The sequence below is a fragment of the Rufibacter sp. JT20002 genome (genome assembly GCF_056491185.1).
This window is the reverse complement of the sequence record NZ_JBSZJY010000005.1, coordinates 306,124-324,671: the sequence shown is the minus strand read 5'-3', so window position 1 is coordinate 324,671 and position 18,548 is coordinate 306,124. Positions and strand designations below refer to the sequence as shown.

Sequence of the window (18,548 nt, the reverse complement as noted above, 5' to 3'; positions counted from 1 at the left end):
TAGATGAATTCTCGATGAAATTAGCCTATTCCTGAAATAAACAGTCAAAATGCGTGAAACGTATAAATCTAAGGAGTAGAACTTCGTTACTTAGCAGAAAGTCTAGTTTTTTGTCTGAATTAGTGGGAGGAAATCACTAATTTTAACCTTACCCGAACATTTTTTGACGCAAATAGTCCCCATATGAAAGCCGTTTTTCTTTCTCTTTTCCTCAGTGTTCTCGTGATGACCTCGGGCATGGCCCAAACTGCTGCTCCTGCAAAAGACCGAACCAGATACAACCTGCAGCAGCAGTTCAGTTCTTTGAAGTTCAGGTCTTCCACCGAGATAAAATACAACCAGCCGCACAAAGTAATAAAGCAGGCCAGTCTGGATGCCTTCTTCCAAAATGTACAGGACACCCTGCGTGCGCGTGAGCAAAGCATTAAGAACGCCGGAAAAGAGACGGCTGTGAAACTGGCGCAAACCCAGAAGGAATTAGCCGATCAAAAACTACAGGTACAGGCCCTGCAAGAGGTAAACGCCCAAAAAGAAAAGCAGATCCAGCAGGGGGCGCATGACGTGGCTAGCCTGTCGGTGCTGGGCATTGACATGGACAAGCAGGTGTACGTGATTATCAGCTTGGTCATTATTTTGGCCTTGGGCGCGGTGGCAGCGGTCTTCGCGTTCATGTACAAAAACAGCAATCGGGTGACCGAAGAGAAAATCAGGGCGTACGATGAACTCACTGAGGAATTCAAAACCCACAAGCAACTGGCCCGCGAAAAAGAAATTAAGCTGAAACGCGAGCAGCAATCAGAAGCCAATAAGGTGGAAGAACTGAAGCAGCAATTGGCTCAGTTCCGGAACTAACCTGCCGGATCCGGGTCGTTTGTTCCTGATCTTCCGGTGAGCGTTTCCGGTGGTATTTTCTGAAAGGCAAGCCCAAACCCATAGCTACCTAAAAAGGCCTCCCTGCTTTCAAAGTAGGGAGGCCTTTTAATTTTGGTTAAGGTGGCGGATCTTGATTTTTAAGCCTCTTTTACGGGAAACGACCTTGAACCAGATTTTCGCCCGTAAGCACTGAATCCCGGCTTTATCTAGTAAATTGTCAGGTCAATTAGGGTTTATAATTTTCTTTACCACCTGATATGGATTTAACCGAACCTAGGGTACCAGAGGCGCCTGCCTCCACGGGGCACCCTAAGCAGCTGTACATGCTATTTTTCACCGAGATGTGGGAACGCTTCTCTTTTTATGGCATGAAGGCCCTCTTGCTGGCCTACATGATCTCTGAACTCAAATTTGATGAACCCAAGGGCTACGCCATTCTGGGATCTTACGCCGCGTTGGTGTACACCATGCCCATGTTTGGCGGCATGATGTCTGACCGCTTTCTGGGCGGGCGAAAGGCGGTGATGTACGGCGGGGTGCTCATGACCATCGGGCATTTAGTTTTGGCCTTGCCGCAGGACTGGAGCTTCTTCTACGGCATGGCCTTCATCATCTGCGGAAACGGTTTCTTTAAACCCAATATCTCCAGCCTGGTGGGCACGTTGTACTCAGACAATGACCCGCGCAAAGACAGTGCTTTTTCCATCTTTTACATGGGCATCAACATTGGCGCGGCCCTGGGCGGACTGCTCTGCGGCTACGTGGGGCAGCAGATAGACTGGCACTATGGTTTCGGGTTGGCCGGTTTGTTTATGATTCTGGGCTTGGTAGTGTTTGCGCTAGGTAAAAAGTCTTTGGGTGACAAAGGGCTTCCGCCTAATCCCGCTCACCTGAAAGCCCCGGTGTTTGCGGGCATCAGCAGAGAGGTGGTAATCTATGGGGCTACGCTGTTGATTATACCAGTGATTGTGGCCCTTTTCCATAACTACGAGGTGATGGACTACATCATGTTCGGGTTAGGCGGACTGGCAGTGGTGTATATTCTGACCTTTGCCTTACGGAACGAGGCCGAAGTCCGCAACAAGTTATTCGCCGCGCTGGTTCTCACTATTTCGTCTTCGTTGTTCTGGGCGTTTTATGAGCAGAATGCCGGGTCGCTCAATCTGTTTGCCATGCGCAACGTGGACATGCACGTGGGTGGGGTAGAACTTCCGGCTTTGGCGGTGAACAATTTCCTTCCACCGGCGTGGGTGATCGCCCTGAGTTTTGTGTTCGCACAGCTTTGGCCTTACTTGAACCGTAAGGGATTAGAGCCTAACACCCCAAGTAAGTTTGGGTTGTCTTTCGTGTTAATGGGCATTGGGTTCTATGTTTTCTACCTGAGCTGCGTTTCCAACGAAGAAACAGGCCTGATTTCTTTGCCGGCTTTCATGGCAGGTTACTTCTTCATCATCTGCGGGGAGCTGTGTATTTCACCTATCGGCCTCTCCATGATTACCAAACTGTCGCCTGCCAAGATTGTGGCCTTGATGATGGGGATCTGGTTTTTCGCCAGCGCCATTGGGGAGTACCTAGCCGGCAAGATTGGGGCCTTGATGAGTGTGCCTGCCGAGGTGGTAGACAACCCAGTGCTTTCGCTTCCTTATTATTCCTCCATCTTAAACCAGATAGGGTTATGGTCAGTTGGAATAGGCGTGGCTTTGCTCTGCCTTGGATTCTTCATCAGAAGATTGATGGGCGAGGTGCGGTAGGCATTTGCCAGCAATAGCCCTATAGAAGAACGGGAGCAGGAGTATTTTCTGCTCCCGTTCTTTTTTCTAACTTACCGAACCTACCACCCAAAACACGAACGAACTATGGAGTTAAACCAAAAACTTTTGCGCCAGTTTGAACAAGAGGCGGCCAACACCCGGAAAATGCTGGAACGCGTGCCCCAGGAGCATTTTGACTGGAAACCACATGCCAAAAGCATGTCGTTGAAACGATTGGCGGGGCATGTGGCCGAGTTGCCGGGGTTGTTCATCGCCACCGTGTTGAAGACTGAGGAGCGCGATTTCAGCAAGGAGAAGTACGCGCCTTTTGACGGAACCACCCACCAGGAGTTAATGGCCCATTTTGAGGAAAACTACCAGAAAGCGGTAAAAGCCCTGAACGATACCAACGTGGTGGAGATAGGCAAAACCTGGACCCTGCGCCACGGCGACCACGTGATCTTCTCCATGCCCAAGCAGGTGGCCATCCGTAACCTGGCCATGAACCACCTCATCCACCACCGCGGGCAATTGAGTGTGTACCTGCGCCTGCTGGATGTTCCGGTGCCCGGCATGTACGGCCCCACCGCCGATGAACAGTTTGCCGGTTGATTTTTAGAATATCAGAAACGAAGGAGTACGGCTGTTTTTGGGGGACTTGCAAGAAAGTAGCCCAAAAACAGCTTTCTGTTTAACCCCATCCGTAACATGAAAAAATTGTTTACCCTGCTGGCACTGGCCTGCGTAACTTCTTCCGGCTTCACCCAAACAAAACCCATGGAAATACCCTTGTACGAAGGCAAAATCCCCAATGAGGTGCCCGGCCCTAACCAGGAGAAAAAGGAAGTGCGTCCCGATAAAGTGGAGATTGTAACTTTGGTGCGGCAGCCTACCTTAACCGTTTTTCTGCCTGCCAAGGAGAAGGCTAACGGAACCGCGGTAATCATTTGCCCGGGCGGCGGTTACGCCAAACTAGCCACCAGCCACGAGGGATCAGACGTGGCCCGCAAGTTTACGGAGCAAGGGGTGGCCGCCTTCGTGGTGAAGTACCGCCTGCCCGACCCCGCCGTCACTTCCCAGCCGGAGATCACCCCGCTGCAGGATGCGCAACAGGCCCTGTATCTGGTGCGCACACGGGCGAAGGAATACAACATTAATCCGCAACGGGTAGGCATTATGGGCTTTTCGGCGGGCGGGCACCTGGCTTCCACGGCCGGCACCCACTTCACCCAATCCCAGATCCTGAACCCCGAGAAACTTTCCCTTCGGCCAGATTTCATGGTGTTGGTTTACCCCGTCATCAGCAGTGATCCTGCCATTTGGCACAAAGGTTCTTTTGAGCTTCTTTTAGGAAAACAGGCCACTAATGAGAAACTGAAGGCCTACTCAAATGACCAGCAGGTGACGGCGCAGACGCCACCTACTTTCCTGGTGCATGCCTCAGATGATGCCGCCGTGCCGCCTCAGAACAGCATAATGTTCTATCAGGCGCTGCTTCAGCATAAAATTCCGGCAGAATTGCACATCTACCAAGCGGGCGGGCATGGATTCGGGCTGAACAACCCCACCGTTAAGGACTATTGGTTTGACCGGTGCATCAATTGGATGGCCAGTAACCAGTTGCTGAAGTTATTAACTAAGTAATTCGGGCCTATTTAAAGGAACGGCAAACTATTTCATTGAACCGGAAAAACTAGGTATATACCGAGGCCGTATACATAAATAGTTTGCTGTTTTTACTTAAGTCTGAATTAATACCTACTAAGAAAGTGTTACCTTTCAAAGATGTTATGGATTTGATTGACGATTTGCGTTGAGATAGCTCTATAGCCTATTTTCAACCTAATTGTCCTTTATGGCCACACCCAAATTCATTGCCCCCTCCACTTCATTTTATGCCGAACTGAAAAGTCGCACCAACGCGTACTTTGAGGAGATAGGAAGTCACCCCACCGGGAACTATAAATTATACATCAAAGCCGCTGTGCTGCTTTCCAGCCTGGTGTTCTTGTACGTTCATCTTGTGTTTTTTACGCCGCCGACCTGGTTGGCCTTAATTGAATGCGTGCTGATTGGTGGCGTAACCGCCGCCATCGGGTTCAACATCATGCACGATGGCGGGCATGGAAGTTTCAGCCGCAAAAAGTGGGTGAACGAGCTCGCCGGGTTAACGCTGAACGTGCTGGGTGCCAATATCCACATGTGGACCACCAAGCACAACATCATCCATCACACCTACACCAACATTGATGGCGTAGACGATGACCTGGATGCCAAACCGTTCCTGCGCCTCTGCGAAAACCAGGAGCACCTGAAAATCCATAAGTACCAGCATTACTACTTCTGGGGCGCCTACGCCATGCTCTACATCTACTGGATTTTCTTCACCGATTACATGAAGTACTTCACCCAGAAAGTGGGAGACATTCCTATCAAAAAAATGTCCCGCAAAGACCACCTTTCTTTCTGGGGATTCAAGGTGATGCACTTTGTTTTGTTTGTGGTGCTGCCTATTTACACCGTTGGGTTCCTGCCTTGGCTGGTGGGGTTCCTGGTGTATGGCATGTTCACCGGTTTGGTGCTGAGCATTGTGTTCCAGTTGGCCCATACTGTAGAGCATGCACATTTCCCCATCCCAACAGAGGCTACCAACCGCATCGAAGACGAGTGGGCCCTGCACCAACTAAAAACCACTGCCAACTTTGCGACCAAAAACAAGATTGTTTCCTGGTTAACGGGCGGCCTGAACTTCCAGATTGAGCACCATTTGTTCCCTAGGATTTCGCACGTACATTACCCGGCCATCAGCAAGATCATCAAAGAGGCCTGTGCCGAGTTTGGCGTGACGTACCATGAGTACCCTAAAACCAGGACCGCGATCCTATCGCATATCTCACATTTGCGGCAATTGGCCCTTCAGCCCGTTTTGGTGGCACGATAAAACATTTCAAAAGCAAAGGTGTTTCTTCTTTAGCTTACTTAATCTCCAGAACCCCGCTTCTATTTTAGGAGGGGGGTTCTCTTTTTAGAGCTAGTTTCTAGAAAATGGGGCTAAAGCAGGGGGCAATTAACCACTCTATAAACTGTGTAATTGAGGCTATCGCCTCACTGAAGTTTCAAACATCAGGTCTTGTTGGGTCCAAGTTGAAAACTTGAATCATAGAAAGTAATCATTAGATAGGAAACTGATTACACATTCCGTCCCCCTTTGAAGGGGGGGTAGGGGGATGACCTACTCGTGCAGAGCAGATTTATAGCCGTTCCTTATCTGCATGCATCAAAAAACGGGCGGTGCCTTAAACCTACAAAATTCAGTTCTGCCGGTATCTCTGCAAAAAAGAATTCCCATAGTTTTGCCTCTCAGAATTCTGCTTTACCTTTCCTCTTTTCCTGAACAGCTATGAACACAAACCTCCGCCGCTTGCTGCAGATCGCAGAAAAAGAAAGAAGAACCATTATCGGGTTGATGTCTGGTACCTCACTGGATGGGCTGGATGTAGCGCTTTGCGAGTTTACCGGGCACGGCACCCAAACCCAGATGGTGCTGCGGGAGTTTGACACCATGCCCTACAGCACCGAGTTCAAGCAGCAGGTAAAGGCTATCTTTTCTAAACGGGAGGTGGATCTGGAGAAGGTTTGCCTGATGAATGCCTACATCGGGAGTTTTCATGCGGAGTTGGTTAATGCCTGTTTGCAAAAATGGGACGTAAAGCCGGAAGAGGTAGATGTGATTGCGAGCCACGGGCAAACTATTTACCATGCCCCAGCCTCACAGCACCAGCTAGAGGGCATGCCCAATGCCACCCTGCAGATTGGCGATGGGGACCACATTGCGGTGAAGACCGGCATTATCACCCTCAGCGATTTCCGGCAGAAGCACATTGCGGCCGGGGGAGAAGGGGCGCCGCTGGCGGTGTACGGCGATTACCTGCTGTTTTCCCAAAAAGGGCAGAACAGGATTATGCTCAACATTGGCGGTATCGCTAATTTCACCTTCCTGCCCGGTGACCTGGATACCTCCCGCATTTTCTCTACGGATGTGGGGCCCGGTAATACCCTCATGGATGCCTATGTGCAACTGAAGTTCCCGGGTAAGTACTACGATGCTGATTCAGAGATTGCCTCCCAAGGGAAGTATGACGCTGCTTTGCTGGCTGCGTTGCTGGACCATCCGTTCTTCGGGCTGGGTTTCCCCAAAACCACTGGGCCCGAGCTGTTTAACCTATCTTATCTGGAAAGTGCCCAGAAAACCTCCAACACGAGCCACTTGTCTCCAGAGGATGTGCTGGCTACATTGAACCGGTTTTCGGCCGCGGTCATTTGCGAGGCTATTACCCGTTCCACAAACGAAGAGACCTTTGAGATTTTCCTGAGCGGCGGGGGCATGCACAATCCATTGCTTCTTCAGAACATCATAGACCAACTCCCTGGGGCGGTCATCCGGAACACCGCTGAGCTTGGGGTGTCACCAGACGCTAAGGAAGCCGTTTTGTTTGCCACCCTAGCCAATGAGTGTTTGGTGGGGGAGAAAATTGATTTCGGGACAGGGAAGCAACGTATACCTTCGGTGCAGATGGGCAAAATTAGCCTGCCTTAATCCGTTAATAATTAACATACTATATAGGGAACAGTATATGATGCTGTTCCATAATTTAGTACCTTGGGTAAGCCCTCGTTCTGGTTGGTTTCCTTGCCCGCAGGCATACCCATGCCTTTCCTTTGTCTCGGGGAAGAATACACAACTTGCTTCCCTGCCATGCAAAGAGCCTGTTTTGCATAGGCTTCTCCTTCCGTAATCTTCTTTTTGTTTCCTTCTAACTCCTTTCTTATGAGCAAACTTTACTCAATGAAACGGGCAAAGACGAAGGCAGCTTACTTGTGCATGCTCCTGCTGGGTGTGCTGGTTCAGTTGCCGGTTGTAGCCCAGAATGCAGGATACACTGTTACGGGCACCGTGACCGATGCCCGCACCAAAGACCCTTTACCCGGAGTGGTGGTGAAGTTCCAGAGCGGCAACAATGCCAACGCCACTGCGACGGATGCCAGCGGCCGGTATAGTTTGGCCACCACCCTGGCGGCGGGTTCTTACCCCTTAACCTTCACGTACATTGGCTACAGTCCGTTGACCCGATCGGTGACTTTAGGAACGGGGGCTACTGTTTCTTTGGATGTTCAGCTAAGCGAAGACATTGTGGGCTTGGACGAGGTAGTGGTAACGGGTACTTCGGTGGCTACCAGCAAAAAACAGCTCGGAAACGCCATCTCCACAGTTTCTGCGGCGGCGCTGGAGAACAGTGTGGCTACCTCCGTGGACCAGGCCTTGGCCGGGAAAGTGGCCGGGGCTCAGATCACCCAGAACTCAGGAAATCCGGCAGGGGGTATTAGCGTGCGCCTGCGCGGAACCAGTACGGTGGTGGGTTCCAGCGACCCGCTGTACATTGTGGACGGGGTGATCATCAACAACAGCTCGCCCGAATTGATTGACTTGGGGGGCTATTCCCAGAACCGGTTGGTAGACATCAACCCCGCTGATATTGACCGTATTGAGATCATCAAAGGGGCGGCGGCGGCAGCCATTTACGGTTCCCGGGCCAGCAACGGGGTCGTGCAGATCTTCACCAAACGCGGGCAGGAAGGCAAATCCAAAGTAGCGGTTTCGTCTCAGTTCAGGGTAAGTGAGTTGCGCAAGAAGCTGGAGTACAATGACTATCCGTTCAGGTTTGTCAATACCACAGCCACTGATTTAACCCAAGAGCCCGTACAGCGCTATGACCTGCAGGACCTCATCTTCCGGACGGCGTATGGCACGGAGAACAACGTGTCGGTTTCGGGAGGATCGGCCAATACGCAGTATTTCCTGAGCGGCAATTACCTCAAAAACCAGGGTATTGTAGACAATACAGAGTTCAATAGGGGCGGCGGTCGTTTACGCATAGACCAGAAGATGACCGATTGGTTGTCGGTTTCGCTGGGGGCCAATTACGTGATCAGTACCAGCCAGGAAATCCCCAACGGCGGTTTGTTGGAAACCTATGGGGCCTTGACCGGCTTTATCTTCAGTAACAACCACATCAATCCGCAGCCGGTGAACGGGGTGTATCCGTCTACGGCTCCCACGGCAGTTCTACGGAGAACCAATCCGCTAGAAGCCATTAACCGCTTTGATTTCCGGCAGCGAACCAACCGCTTTATCGGTGACTTCCAGGTAATGCTGACGCCCATCAATGGCCTGAACATCAACTACACCCTGGGGTATGACAATGCCACTTCCATCGCGACTGGTTTCATTCCGGTAGGGAACACCACGCCTTCCTACAACACCGGATTTTCGCGCCGGGCCGACAGAACCTCGTACCTGGTGAACAATGACCTGAACATTTCCTATAGAACCCGACTAACCGATTGGCTGGAGTCTACCACCGGGGCCGGGGCTACCGCCCAAGTAGAGAAAAACTACACCACCGGCATCTCCGCCACCCAGTTAGGGCCTATTGCGCAAACTATCAACAACGGGGCTACCATTGTCTCCAGTGAGAACCGAAGCGACATCAACATCCTGGGGTTCTTTGCGCAGCAGACCTTTGGCATTGGTGACCGCTTGTTTTTGACTGGGGCGGGACGCTATGACGTTTCTTCTATCTTCGGGAGTGAGAACCGGTGGCAGTTTTACCCCAAGGTGAGCGGTAGTTACCTGATCTCCAACGAACGCTTTTGGCTGCCCCTCAGCAAAATCATTCCAACCCTTAAGTTAAGGGCTTCTTACGGACAGGCGGGTAACCTAACCGCCATTGGGGCCTATGACCGGTACACCAATTACACCCCGGTTTCTTTGCCCGGTTTGCCCGGAGTAATCTCTTCCACCCAGCTAGGCAACGCTGACATCAAACCCGAACGGCAAACCGAGACCGAATACGGCGTGGACATGAGCTTGCTGAACGGGCGTCTGGGTTTTGAGTTCTCTTATTACGAAAAAGATGTAAAAGACCTTTTGCTGTTTGTGGGCCTGGCGCCTTCTACGGGGTTTGTGAACCAGTACGCCAACATAGGTACCTTGAGTAACAAAGGCTTTGAGTTGCTGGTGACGGGAGTTCCCTTCCAGGGGGAGAACTTCAAGTGGACGTCTACCCTCACGTACTCCAGAAACCGGAACGAACTCAACAACATCCCCGGCGGGTTGCTCACCTTTGCCGGTGGTTTTGGCCAGGTAGCCGCGGTGAACGGTTCGCCCATTGGCTCCTTTTACAGCACGTACTTTGCCCGAAACGAGGATGGTTCCCTGCTCTTGACCCCAGCCGGATTACCGCAGCCGGAACGGGTGGGCCGTAACGCGGCGGGCCAGCCTACCGGTGCCACCAGAAGCAAAGTCATTGGAGACCCCAACCCAGACTGGACCGGCTCTTTCATCAACGAAGTAAGCGTGGGCAAAGGCCTTTCGTTCAGGGCACAGCTGGATGCGTCCTACGGCTTTGATGTGTTCAATTTCACCCGTAGGGTAGGGGAGCGCGATTTGTACGGCGGTTTGGCCGGATATGAGGCCGAGTTGCGGGGCGAAGTGCCTAAAGGAACTTCGGCGGCTTTATTCGGGATTTTTGAAAACTACATTGAAGACGGGTCTTTCATCAAGCTAAGGGAGCTGTCCATGTCGTATGACTTTGCCCCGGCTTTTCTGGGGAACCGGAGTGTGCGGCTTACCCTGGCTGGCCGGAACCTGTTCTCTATTGACGACTACAGCGGCTATGACCCTGAGATCAATGCCGCCGGGCAGACGACGGCTGTGCGCGGCTTTGACTTCGTGGAGGTGCCCATCCCCAGAACCTACGCGCTGGGTATCAATGTGTCGTTCTAGTTTTCTCTTTCTCCAAACCTAATTTTCCATGAAAAACATAGCATCATATTTAAAGATAGGGATACTGGCGTGCAGTTTGGTTTTTACCAGCAGCTGTGAACTAGACATCACCAACCCTAATGCCGCCAGTGATGTGGAAGTGCTCAACTCCCGCGATGGCATCATAGCCTATAGCGTTGGCTTGCGGCAGTTTTACTCTACCGCTGGCGTAGAAGCCGCGTACCTGTACCCCGGCGTCACGGGGCGGGAACTGAAGGGTGTGGCTACGTTCACCAACATTCTGGAGTTGGAGGCCGGGGGCTCGGCATTACCTACGTTTAATGGCAATATTCTCAATATCTGGTCCAGAATGCAGCGCACCATGAGCATGAGCGAGCAGATCCTTGAGAATGCGCCCAACATCCCCACCCTGACAGGCGGGACCTTAAGCGGGATACTGGCCCACGCCCATCTCTTCAAAGCCATGGCTTTGGGTACGCTGTACATCTCCTTTGAGCAAGCCAACACCGAGACCAGCAGAACCGAAGGAGTGACTTTCCGGCCCCGGGCCGAAGTGCTGGCCGCCGCTATCTCACACTTAGATGCCGGTATCGCCTTGCTGAACGCCACCCCGGTCTCGCAGGAATTTACCACGTTGGTGTCTGGAACAGCTTTTGACCTGAAGAACACCCTGTATGCCTACAATGCCCGGTTCAACCTGTTTGCCGGTAATTACGCGGCCGCCCTCACCAATGCCAACCTGGTGGACCTGACCAAGCGTTCTGAGTACGTGTACAGCACATTGAGTGTGAACCCAATCTACAATAACCTGTTTATTCTGAACTACTTCAGGCCCCGCGATCGGTTTGGTTTGCCCGCCGAGCTGTTTGAGGCAGGAGATGCCCGCTATGATTTCTACCTGACCACCCCAGATGCCGTGGTGGGCGGAGATCCGGTGAAAACCTTGAAGGGCTTCTTTGCGACCCAGACCTCCAGTATTCCGGTGTATCTTACCGACGAAATCAAGTTAATCAAAGCTGAGGCAATTCTCAGAAGCAACGGAAACCTGACCGAAGCACTGGGCCTGATCAATGAGGTGAGAACCCAAACGGCAGGTGATCCCTTCGGCGTGCATGCCGCGTTGCCTGCCTATAGCGGACCTCTCACCACCGAGGATTTGCTTCTGGAGGTGTACAAGCAACGCTCCGCTGAACTGTACCTGACCGGTCTGAAATGGGAAGACAGCCGTCGGTTTAACCGCCCCGCGCCACCTACTTCTACCACCGAACGCAATCGGAACTTTTACCCCTACCCAGACCAGGAACGGCTGAACAACCCCAACACCCCAGCTGATCCGGCGATCTAAAAACAGAAGAGCGGCCCTAAGGCCGCTCTTCTGTTTTGGGTATGTTTTGAAAAAAATGGTTTGAAAACAGCCTAGAGTTGTTTCTGCTGCAGATACCGCTCAAAGAACTCATAGGTGCGCAGCATCTGGTCTATGCGCTGGCGGTTGTTTCCGGCACGGGTGATCTCGTGGGTAGCACCGGGGTGACGCACGTATTCTACGGGACGGTTCAGGACTTTGAGGCTTTTGTAAAGCATTTCACTTTGGATAACGCCGGTACGGAGGTCGTTCTCGCCGTGGAAAATGATGAGCGGGGTAGTAATGTTCTGTACGTACGTCAGCGGCGACTCGCTTTGGATGAGACCTTTGTGCGCCTCTTCCCAAGGGTAGCCCCCGAAGTAGTTGGGCACCAACCGCCAGGCATTCCCTTCCCCGAAGAAGGTGCTCAGGTCATATACGCCGCGCTGTGAACAGGCTGCTTTGAAGCGTTTGTCATGGCCCAAAATCCAGGAAACCAGGTAGCCGCCGTAAGAACCGCCGGTGATCGCCAGCCTGGAGGTATCAGCCCAACCTTCGGCAACGGTTTTATCCAGGGCGGTAAGCACATCGCTGGCCGGACCCGCGCCCCAGTCTTTGATGTTGGCGCGCATGAATTCTTCGCCGTATCCTCCGGAGCCGCGTGGGTTGGCATACACCACTCCGTATCCTCTGCTAGTGAAGTACTGGTACTCATGCCACATGCTGTTTTCGCCGGTTCCCCACATGGCGGTTGGTCCACCGTGGATTTCCAGCAACAGTGGGTATTTCTGGCCTTCCACGAAGTTGGTGGGCTTCATGACCCAGTACTCAACCGTCTGGCCTTTGCTGTTGGTGAAGGTGTGTTTTTCAGGTTTGCTTAGTTTCTTCTGGCTAACCCATTCGTGGTTCAGGGAAGTGAGCCGGGTTGGCTTTTTGGCATCGGTGGAAGCCGCGTACAGTTCATTTGGGTTGGCTATCTCAGTAACCACGAATGCCAATTGGTTTTTCTTCAGGTCAAAGGCACCCACCCCTTTGGTGATATCGGTGAGCGACTCCACCTTCCTTTTCTTGACATGGGCCCGGTTCAGGAGTACCCCGCCGTTAGAGGGGGAGGTGAAATACACATATTGATCGTTCTCGCTCCAGGTCAGGTTGCTTTTGTTCCGGTCATAGGCAATGGTCACCACCTCAGAGGCCTTGCCGCCTACGGGCAATAACCCCAAGGTCGGGATGCCCACCTGGTTGCTGGGGCTGTACTGGAAAGCAATCCATTTGCCCGAGGGAGAAATGGTGCTGCCCGTATAAGACATGCCTTTTTTACCGATGAGTTGTTTCAAGCCAGTGCCGTCGATGTTCACCAGGTAAATGGCGCTTTCCTGCGACCGGGTGGGGTTCTCGGTTTCATCAGCATCGGCGTCAAAAATGACCTGCTTGCCGTTGGGGGTGAAGTTGGCGTTAGAACTGGAGACAAAGCCTTGGGTCAGGTCTCTAGGGGTGGCGCCAGGTTTGGCATCCATGATGAAAATGTGGGAGAGGTTCAGGTTAGGCGATGTGGTAGACTCCTCCTGGAACCGCAGCTGGTTGATGACCTTGGCTTTGTTGTCTTTCTCGTTTTGGTCCAGGTAGCCCCTGATCTCGGCCAAAGTACCGTCTGGGTTTGGTTTGGCGGTGTTGGTGCGCAGGTTCTCGTTCTGGAAAAAGCCTGGTTTCTCATACGACCATTTAGGCACATCTCTGCTCGGGTTCAGGGTAGAGTCGGTCAGTAACTCATTCAGGGCGATGCCCGAGGTAAAGAGTAGTTGCTGCCCGTTGGGGCTCCAGACCGGGTTGCCGGCGCCGTACTTGAATTTGGTTAACTGCACAGGCTCGCCGCCGGCAAATGAGAGCAGAAATATCTGGGGTTTGCTTTCCACCACGCGTACAAAGGCCAGTTGCTTGCCATCAGGGCTCCAGGCGGGTTGGGTGGCGTTGTTGTTTCCGAAAGTTAACTGGCGGGCGGGTTGGCTTCCGTTGGCAGGCTGCAGGTGCAACTGCGTGTTGTAGCGGAAGTCGTTCTTTTTCTCGGGGTCTGGCTCAATGGTAGTGACGGTGAAGGCCACTTGTTTGCCATCGGGCGAAAGCGCCACTGCGCCTACTTGTTTGATTTTAAGTAAATCGGTGACCTGCACCAGGTCTTTGTTTTGCTGAGCCTGGGAGAGGTAAAAGCAAAGGCAAAAAAGCAAAGAGAGAGAGATCTTTTTCATACGGGCGGTGAGAATGGTATAAGGTGAGAATCATAGGATAACCTGAAACTCCGCACTAAATCTAAGAATTTGGCTTCATGTTTTTAGGGGTGTCTAGGATAACCAACTACTTTAAGCTTCATCTTCAAGAAACCACTTGTTCCAAAAATGCTTTTTAAGGGTGTTTTTTAGAAAACCAGCTTAAATCTGGAAGCAAATTGTTCTGGATATTTCCTTTCTTTTAGAAATACTGCTTGAAGATTCAAGATTTTATCTTTCCTTTGTAACGCAAAGTACTTTATAAGTATTCTAAAATGAATGAGGAGCAACACTCCTCATTCATTTTGACCTTTAACTTTGAAATGCAAAGTGCTATGTAAGTTGTCTAGCTGATCCTGTAAACTTTTTCCATCCCTCAAATAAAACAATCCATGAAAAAAAATGACTGGCTCTTACTTCTTGCTACCGTTGCTTTCAGCTACCTTTTCTATGATCAATATGCAGGCATCAACTATCTGCTGTTTACCCTCTTAATATTGGTTTTATTGATACTCCAGACCAGTCGTGAGATAATGGGGCAGAAAAATTGGAGGCTGGCAGCCCTTGCTAGCGTGGTAACTGCCGTGAACGTGGTGGTGGTGAATTCGGGTCTGTCAGTACTGCTGAATTGCTTTTCCTTACTTCTGCTGGCCGGGTTCAGTCGGGTTCCTCAAGGCTCTATCTTTATAGTAGCCCTTCATTCCTTGTACTCTGTAGCGGTATCCTTCATTAAGACTATGGTGGAAAGAATGGTACCCGAAGGTCAAGCACAGCCTGGAACTGCATCTGCCTTTTCCACTATTGGAAGGCAGCACCTGTACATGTTTGGACTACCATTGTTAGTGTCCTTTGTTTTTCTCCTCATGTACCGCAACGCCAGCGTGGGATTTGATCACTTGGTGAGCTACCTGAACTTCGATTTCATCTCTTGGGGTTGGGTAGGGTTTACCTGCTTGGGAGGCATGCTTTTAGTAGGTTTCCTTAGACCTGTCTTACTCAAGAACCTGGCCCTCCTTGACGAAGCTTCTCCTAACCAGCTACACCGGGTAAGACGAGTAGGGAAAAAGTTGCAACATATTATGGGCCTTAAATATGAATATAAAGCCGCCTTTCTGCTTTTGGTGCTCCTAAACCTTCTGCTGGCCGTGTTTATTCTATCTGATGCGTACTACGTGTTCATCGGAGAACTGCCTGAAGGACAGCAATACTCAGATTTCCTGCACCAGGGAGTATACACGCTCATCTGTACTATCTTAATGGCAATTGGTGTCTTGCTTTACGTTTTCCGGGAGAATCTCAACTTCTATCGCAAAAGTGAATCCTTGAAAAGACTAGCTTACCTCTGGTTGGGGCTCAATCTTCTACTGGTTTTCCTTACCCTCACCAAGAATAGCATTTATATCACAGGCACCGGGCTAACCTACAAAAGGATTGGAGTATTTACCTATCTGCTGCTTACCGGGATTGGGCTTATCATCAGTTATGTTAAGATAAGCCAGGCGAAAACAAGTTGGTACCTGTTCCGGAAGAATGGTTGGGCTGTTTACCTGGTGTTGGTGCTGCTGTCTACGTTTAATTGGGATCGTATGCTCACCAAGTATAACCTGACTTACGCGCAGTCACCCGACTTAGAGTACCTGCTTACCTTATCAAACTCAAACCTTCCCCATCTGTATGCTCAGACGAAGAACCCAACCCATCCCTTCAAACCAAGTCAGGTAAACCGGATTGCCTTCTTTCGGAAGAATTTCCTGGAAGGGATGGAAAACAAAGAATGGCAATCCTGGAACTACAATGATTGGCGGGTGAAAGAGGAACTGCAGGAAACCAGCGCTAAATAGGTTTTAATAGTATAAGATAAAGGGCAGTAAATGGAGGTTTTAACTCACTTTACTGCCCTTTACCTTTTAAGAAAACAACGTTATTCCTGCTCTCTGGCTTGGGAGATGTGCGAAAGCAGGTCTTCGTCTGAGGTGGCTTCGAGCCAATTGCTGGGCAGCTCCAGTCTAACGGTTTGGGCCTGCCCGCTGGGCGTGCACACCACCGTGACGGTGCCCTCATCGCTTTCTGACAGTTCAGCGGCTTTCTCGCCGGCTTTTCCTTGCAGGCCAGCGTAGGCTTGAACGCAGGTCCAGGTCAGGTTATCTTGGTCGGTTACTTCCCGTTGAGTCATGTGAATGTTGTTAAAGGTTGGATGGGATTGTAACGGATTTACGCTGAAAAGGGAGGAACGCGCATATATTTTTGTTTTATCCCTGATTTTCTGAAAGGATGCCCAAAGCTCTTTTTTAGTACAGTTTGGCTTGTTAGCGAAAACTGGCTACTCCTTACACAAAGAATTCTGCAGCACAGTAGTGTCCATATTCTCTGATTTACTTTAACAGGAGTTGAGACTTAAGATAGAACCGCTTTTTTTCTTCTGTCACTTGTTGTAAGTTGAGTCGGCAATTACGTACCTACCCTCAACCCCACATGATACACAGATATTTGCTTTTGATTCTGATGATCGGCTTCGGACTCACCGCTTCTGCCCAACAGCCTCACACGCTTTCCTCGCCGGATGGCAAGATCAAGGTAACCATTAGCTTGCAAGACAAACTCACCTACGGCGTCACCCATGAAAATGACGTGGTGATTGCGCCCTCGGCCATTTCCATGCAGCTAACCAACGGTGAAGTCCTGGGAGGCAAGCCGCAACTTCGGAATGCCAAACAAAACTCCGTAAACCAGACCATCAAAGCGCCGGTGTACAAGCGGGCCGAGATCCAGGACCACTACAATGAACTGGTGCTGAATTTCAAAGGCGATTACGCGGTCATTTTCCGGGCGTACAATGATGGGGTGGCGTATAGGTTTACCACCTCCAAAAAGAAAGACTTCTTTGTCCAGAACGAAGAAGCGGCCTTCAACTTCCCCGCCGACCACACCGCCATTGTGCCGTACGTGAAGCAGGAAAAGAAAACCACCATTGAGGAGCAGTTTTGGAACTCCTTCGAGAATACTTACACGCACGCGCCGCTGTCTAAACTAGACCCTGAAAGACTGGCTTTTCTGCCCCTGGCGGTAGAAGTAACCCCCAAAAAGAAAGTGGTCATTACTGAGGCAGACTTGGAAAGCTACCCGGGCATGTACCTGATCAACCGGAACGGGAAACCTTCTTTAACCGGTTTGTTTGCGCCGTACCCCAAAAAGATTGAGCAAGGCGGACATAACCAACTGCAGCTGCTCGTGCGGGAACGGGAAAACTACATCGCCAAAGCCAAAGGTACCCGTACTTTTCCGTGGCGCGTGATGGTGGTTTCAGCCCAAGATAAGGACCTAGCCGATAGCGATATGGTCTACAAACTAGCCTCGCCCTCTCGGGTAAAGGATGCCTCTTGGGTGAAACCGGGCAAGGTGGCCTGGGACTGGTGGAACGACTGGAACATTGCGGGCGTCGATTTCAAGGCGGGCATTAACAACCCCACCTACAAACATTACATTGATTTCGCGGCGCAGAACAACATTGGTTACGTGATTCTGGACGAAGGCTGGGCCGTGAACCTGAAGGCCGATCTGCTGCAGGTAGTTCCGGAAATCAACCTGAAAGAACTCATTGATTACGCTAAGCAAAAGAACGTAGGCATTATTCTGTGGGCCGGCTATCACGCATTTGACCGCGACATGGAGAACGTGGCCCGTCATTACGCCAATATGGGTGTGAAAGGCTTCAAAGTAGACTTCATGGACCGCGATGACCAACAGGCAGTTGATTTCTACTACCGCGCCGCCCAGGTGGGTGCCAAATACAAACTGCTCATGGACTTCCACGGGGCCTTTAAACCTACCGGATTGCAGCGCACCTACCCTAACGTGGTCAACTTTGAGGGCGTTCATGGTTTGGAGCAGATGAAGTGGTCCGCTCCCGAGGTGGATCAGGTGACCTATGATGTGACCATGCCGTACCTGCGCATGTTGGCTGGACCGATTGACTACACCCAAGGTGCCATGCGCAATGCTACCCGCAGCAACTACCGTCCGGTGAACTCTGAGCCCATGAGCCAGGGAACCCGCGTGCGCCAGTTGGCTATGTACGTGGTGTTTGAAGCCCCCCTGAACATGCTCGCCGATAGCCCTACCAACTACCGGAAAGAAGAAGAAAGCACCAAATTCATCGCCTCGGTACCCGAGGTGTGGGACAACACCGTAGCCTTAGACGGTAAATTGGGCGAGCACATCGCCCTGGCTCGCCGCAAGGGAAATGACTGGTACGTAGGCGCCATGACCAACTGGAACGCCCGTGACCTGGAACTGGATCTTTCTTTCTTGGGTGATGGAAACTACAAAGCCGAGATCTTCCGGGACGGCGTAAACGCTGACCGCAAAGCCTCTGACTACAAACACGAAACCATTGACGTGCCCCAGAACAAAAAGCTGAAGATCTCTATGGCGCCGGGCGGAGGGTACGTTGCTAGAATCTATAAACAGTAAGCGCT

General features: G+C 51.3%; 12 protein-coding genes. 10 read left to right on the top strand and 2 right to left on the bottom strand.

The window, feature by feature from the left end; genetic code table 11:
• Window positions 1-183: 183 nt before the first annotated feature.
• From ACW9SV_RS20815 to ACW9SV_RS20780, 8 genes are all read left to right on the top strand, one after another.
• Window positions 184-852 carry a hypothetical protein gene (locus tag ACW9SV_RS20815; RefSeq protein WP_479558704.1) on the top strand — a complete coding sequence of 223 codons (669 nt, stop codon included), beginning with the start codon at window positions 184-186 and terminating at the stop codon, window positions 850-852.
• Between the two features lie 278 nt (window positions 853-1,130).
• Complete coding sequence (locus ACW9SV_RS20810) at window positions 1,131-2,624, top strand: peptide MFS transporter (protein WP_479558703.1); 1,494 nt, start codon at window positions 1,131-1,133, stop codon at window positions 2,622-2,624.
• 105 nt (window positions 2,625-2,729) lie between these two features.
• Entirely contained in the window at window positions 2,730-3,236 is a 507-nt protein-coding gene (locus tag ACW9SV_RS20805; RefSeq protein ID WP_479558702.1) for a DinB family protein, read from the top strand.
• 96 nt (window positions 3,237-3,332) lie between these two features.
• The gene (locus tag ACW9SV_RS20800) at window positions 3,333-4,268 is read left to right on the top strand and encodes an alpha/beta hydrolase (RefSeq protein WP_479558701.1); all 936 of its coding nucleotides are present in this window, start codon (window positions 3,333-3,335) and stop codon (window positions 4,266-4,268) included.
• Window positions 4,269-4,479: 211 nt separating this feature from the next.
• On the top strand, window positions 4,480-5,565 hold the full coding sequence (locus tag ACW9SV_RS20795) for a fatty acid desaturase family protein (RefSeq protein WP_479558700.1): 1,086 nt from the start codon (window positions 4,480-4,482) through the stop codon (window positions 5,563-5,565).
• 459 nt (window positions 5,566-6,024) lie between these two features.
• Complete coding sequence (locus tag ACW9SV_RS20790) at window positions 6,025-7,221, top strand: anhydro-N-acetylmuramic acid kinase (protein WP_479558699.1); 1,197 nt, start codon at window positions 6,025-6,027, stop codon at window positions 7,219-7,221.
• Window positions 7,222-7,452: 231 nt separating this feature from the next.
• Complete coding sequence (locus ACW9SV_RS20785) at window positions 7,453-10,470, top strand: SusC/RagA family TonB-linked outer membrane protein (RefSeq protein WP_479558698.1); 3,018 nt, start codon at window positions 7,453-7,455, stop codon at window positions 10,468-10,470.
• Window positions 10,471-10,498: 28 nt separating this feature from the next.
• Entirely contained in the window at window positions 10,499-11,815 is a 1,317-nt protein-coding gene (locus ACW9SV_RS20780) for a RagB/SusD family nutrient uptake outer membrane protein (protein WP_479558697.1), read from the top strand.
• Between the two features lie 71 nt (window positions 11,816-11,886).
• Here ACW9SV_RS20780 and ACW9SV_RS20775 read toward each other — a convergent pair whose 3' ends face one another.
• Window positions 11,887-14,055, bottom strand: a complete 2,169-nt coding sequence (locus ACW9SV_RS20775) for a S9 family peptidase (RefSeq protein WP_479558696.1) — start codon at window positions 14,053-14,055, stop codon at window positions 11,887-11,889.
• Between the two features lie 410 nt (window positions 14,056-14,465).
• Here ACW9SV_RS20775 and ACW9SV_RS20770 point away from each other — a divergent pair, with 410 nt between their 5' ends.
• Complete coding sequence (locus ACW9SV_RS20770) at window positions 14,466-15,914, top strand: DUF4153 domain-containing protein (RefSeq protein ID WP_479558695.1); 1,449 nt, start codon at window positions 14,466-14,468, stop codon at window positions 15,912-15,914.
• 80 nt (window positions 15,915-15,994) lie between these two features.
• Here the strand turns inward: ACW9SV_RS20770 and ACW9SV_RS20765 are convergent, their stop codons facing one another.
• Complete coding sequence (locus tag ACW9SV_RS20765) at window positions 15,995-16,246, bottom strand: hypothetical protein (RefSeq protein ID WP_479558694.1); 252 nt, start codon at window positions 16,244-16,246, stop codon at window positions 15,995-15,997.
• 299 nt (window positions 16,247-16,545) lie between these two features.
• Between ACW9SV_RS20765 and ACW9SV_RS20760 the strand changes: the two genes are divergently transcribed.
• On the top strand, window positions 16,546-18,543 hold the full coding sequence (locus ACW9SV_RS20760; protein WP_479558693.1) for a glycoside hydrolase family 97 protein: 1,998 nt from the start codon (window positions 16,546-16,548) through the stop codon (window positions 18,541-18,543).
• Window positions 18,544-18,548: the final 5 nt, after the last annotated feature.

What these genes read in the sequence shown, in the direction of transcription:
- ACW9SV_RS20815 (WP_479558704.1), top strand. Translation starts at nt 184, where the DNA reads ATGAAAGCCGTTTTTCTTTCTCTTTTCCTCAGTGTTCTCGTGATGACC.
- ACW9SV_RS20810 (WP_479558703.1), top strand. Translation starts at nt 1,131, where the DNA reads ATGGATTTAACCGAACCTAGGGTACCAGAGGCGCCTGCCTCCACGGGG.
- ACW9SV_RS20805 (WP_479558702.1), top strand. Translation starts at nt 2,730, where the DNA reads ATGGAGTTAAACCAAAAACTTTTGCGCCAGTTTGAACAAGAGGCGGCC.
- ACW9SV_RS20800 (WP_479558701.1), top strand. Translation starts at nt 3,333, where the DNA reads ATGAAAAAATTGTTTACCCTGCTGGCACTGGCCTGCGTAACTTCTTCC.
- ACW9SV_RS20795 (WP_479558700.1), top strand. Translation starts at nt 4,480, where the DNA reads ATGGCCACACCCAAATTCATTGCCCCCTCCACTTCATTTTATGCCGAA.
- ACW9SV_RS20790 (WP_479558699.1), top strand. Translation starts at nt 6,025, where the DNA reads ATGAACACAAACCTCCGCCGCTTGCTGCAGATCGCAGAAAAAGAAAGA.
- ACW9SV_RS20785 (WP_479558698.1), top strand. Translation starts at nt 7,453, where the DNA reads ATGAGCAAACTTTACTCAATGAAACGGGCAAAGACGAAGGCAGCTTAC.
- ACW9SV_RS20780 (WP_479558697.1), top strand. Translation starts at nt 10,499, where the DNA reads ATGAAAAACATAGCATCATATTTAAAGATAGGGATACTGGCGTGCAGT.
- ACW9SV_RS20775 (WP_479558696.1), bottom strand. Translation starts at nt 14,055, where the DNA reads ATGAAAAAGATCTCTCTCTCTTTGCTTTTTTGCCTTTGCTTTTACCTC.
- ACW9SV_RS20770 (WP_479558695.1), top strand. Translation starts at nt 14,466, where the DNA reads ATGAAAAAAAATGACTGGCTCTTACTTCTTGCTACCGTTGCTTTCAGC.
- ACW9SV_RS20765 (WP_479558694.1), bottom strand. Translation starts at nt 16,246, where the DNA reads ATGACTCAACGGGAAGTAACCGACCAAGATAACCTGACCTGGACCTGC.
- ACW9SV_RS20760 (WP_479558693.1), top strand. Translation starts at nt 16,546, where the DNA reads ATGATACACAGATATTTGCTTTTGATTCTGATGATCGGCTTCGGACTC.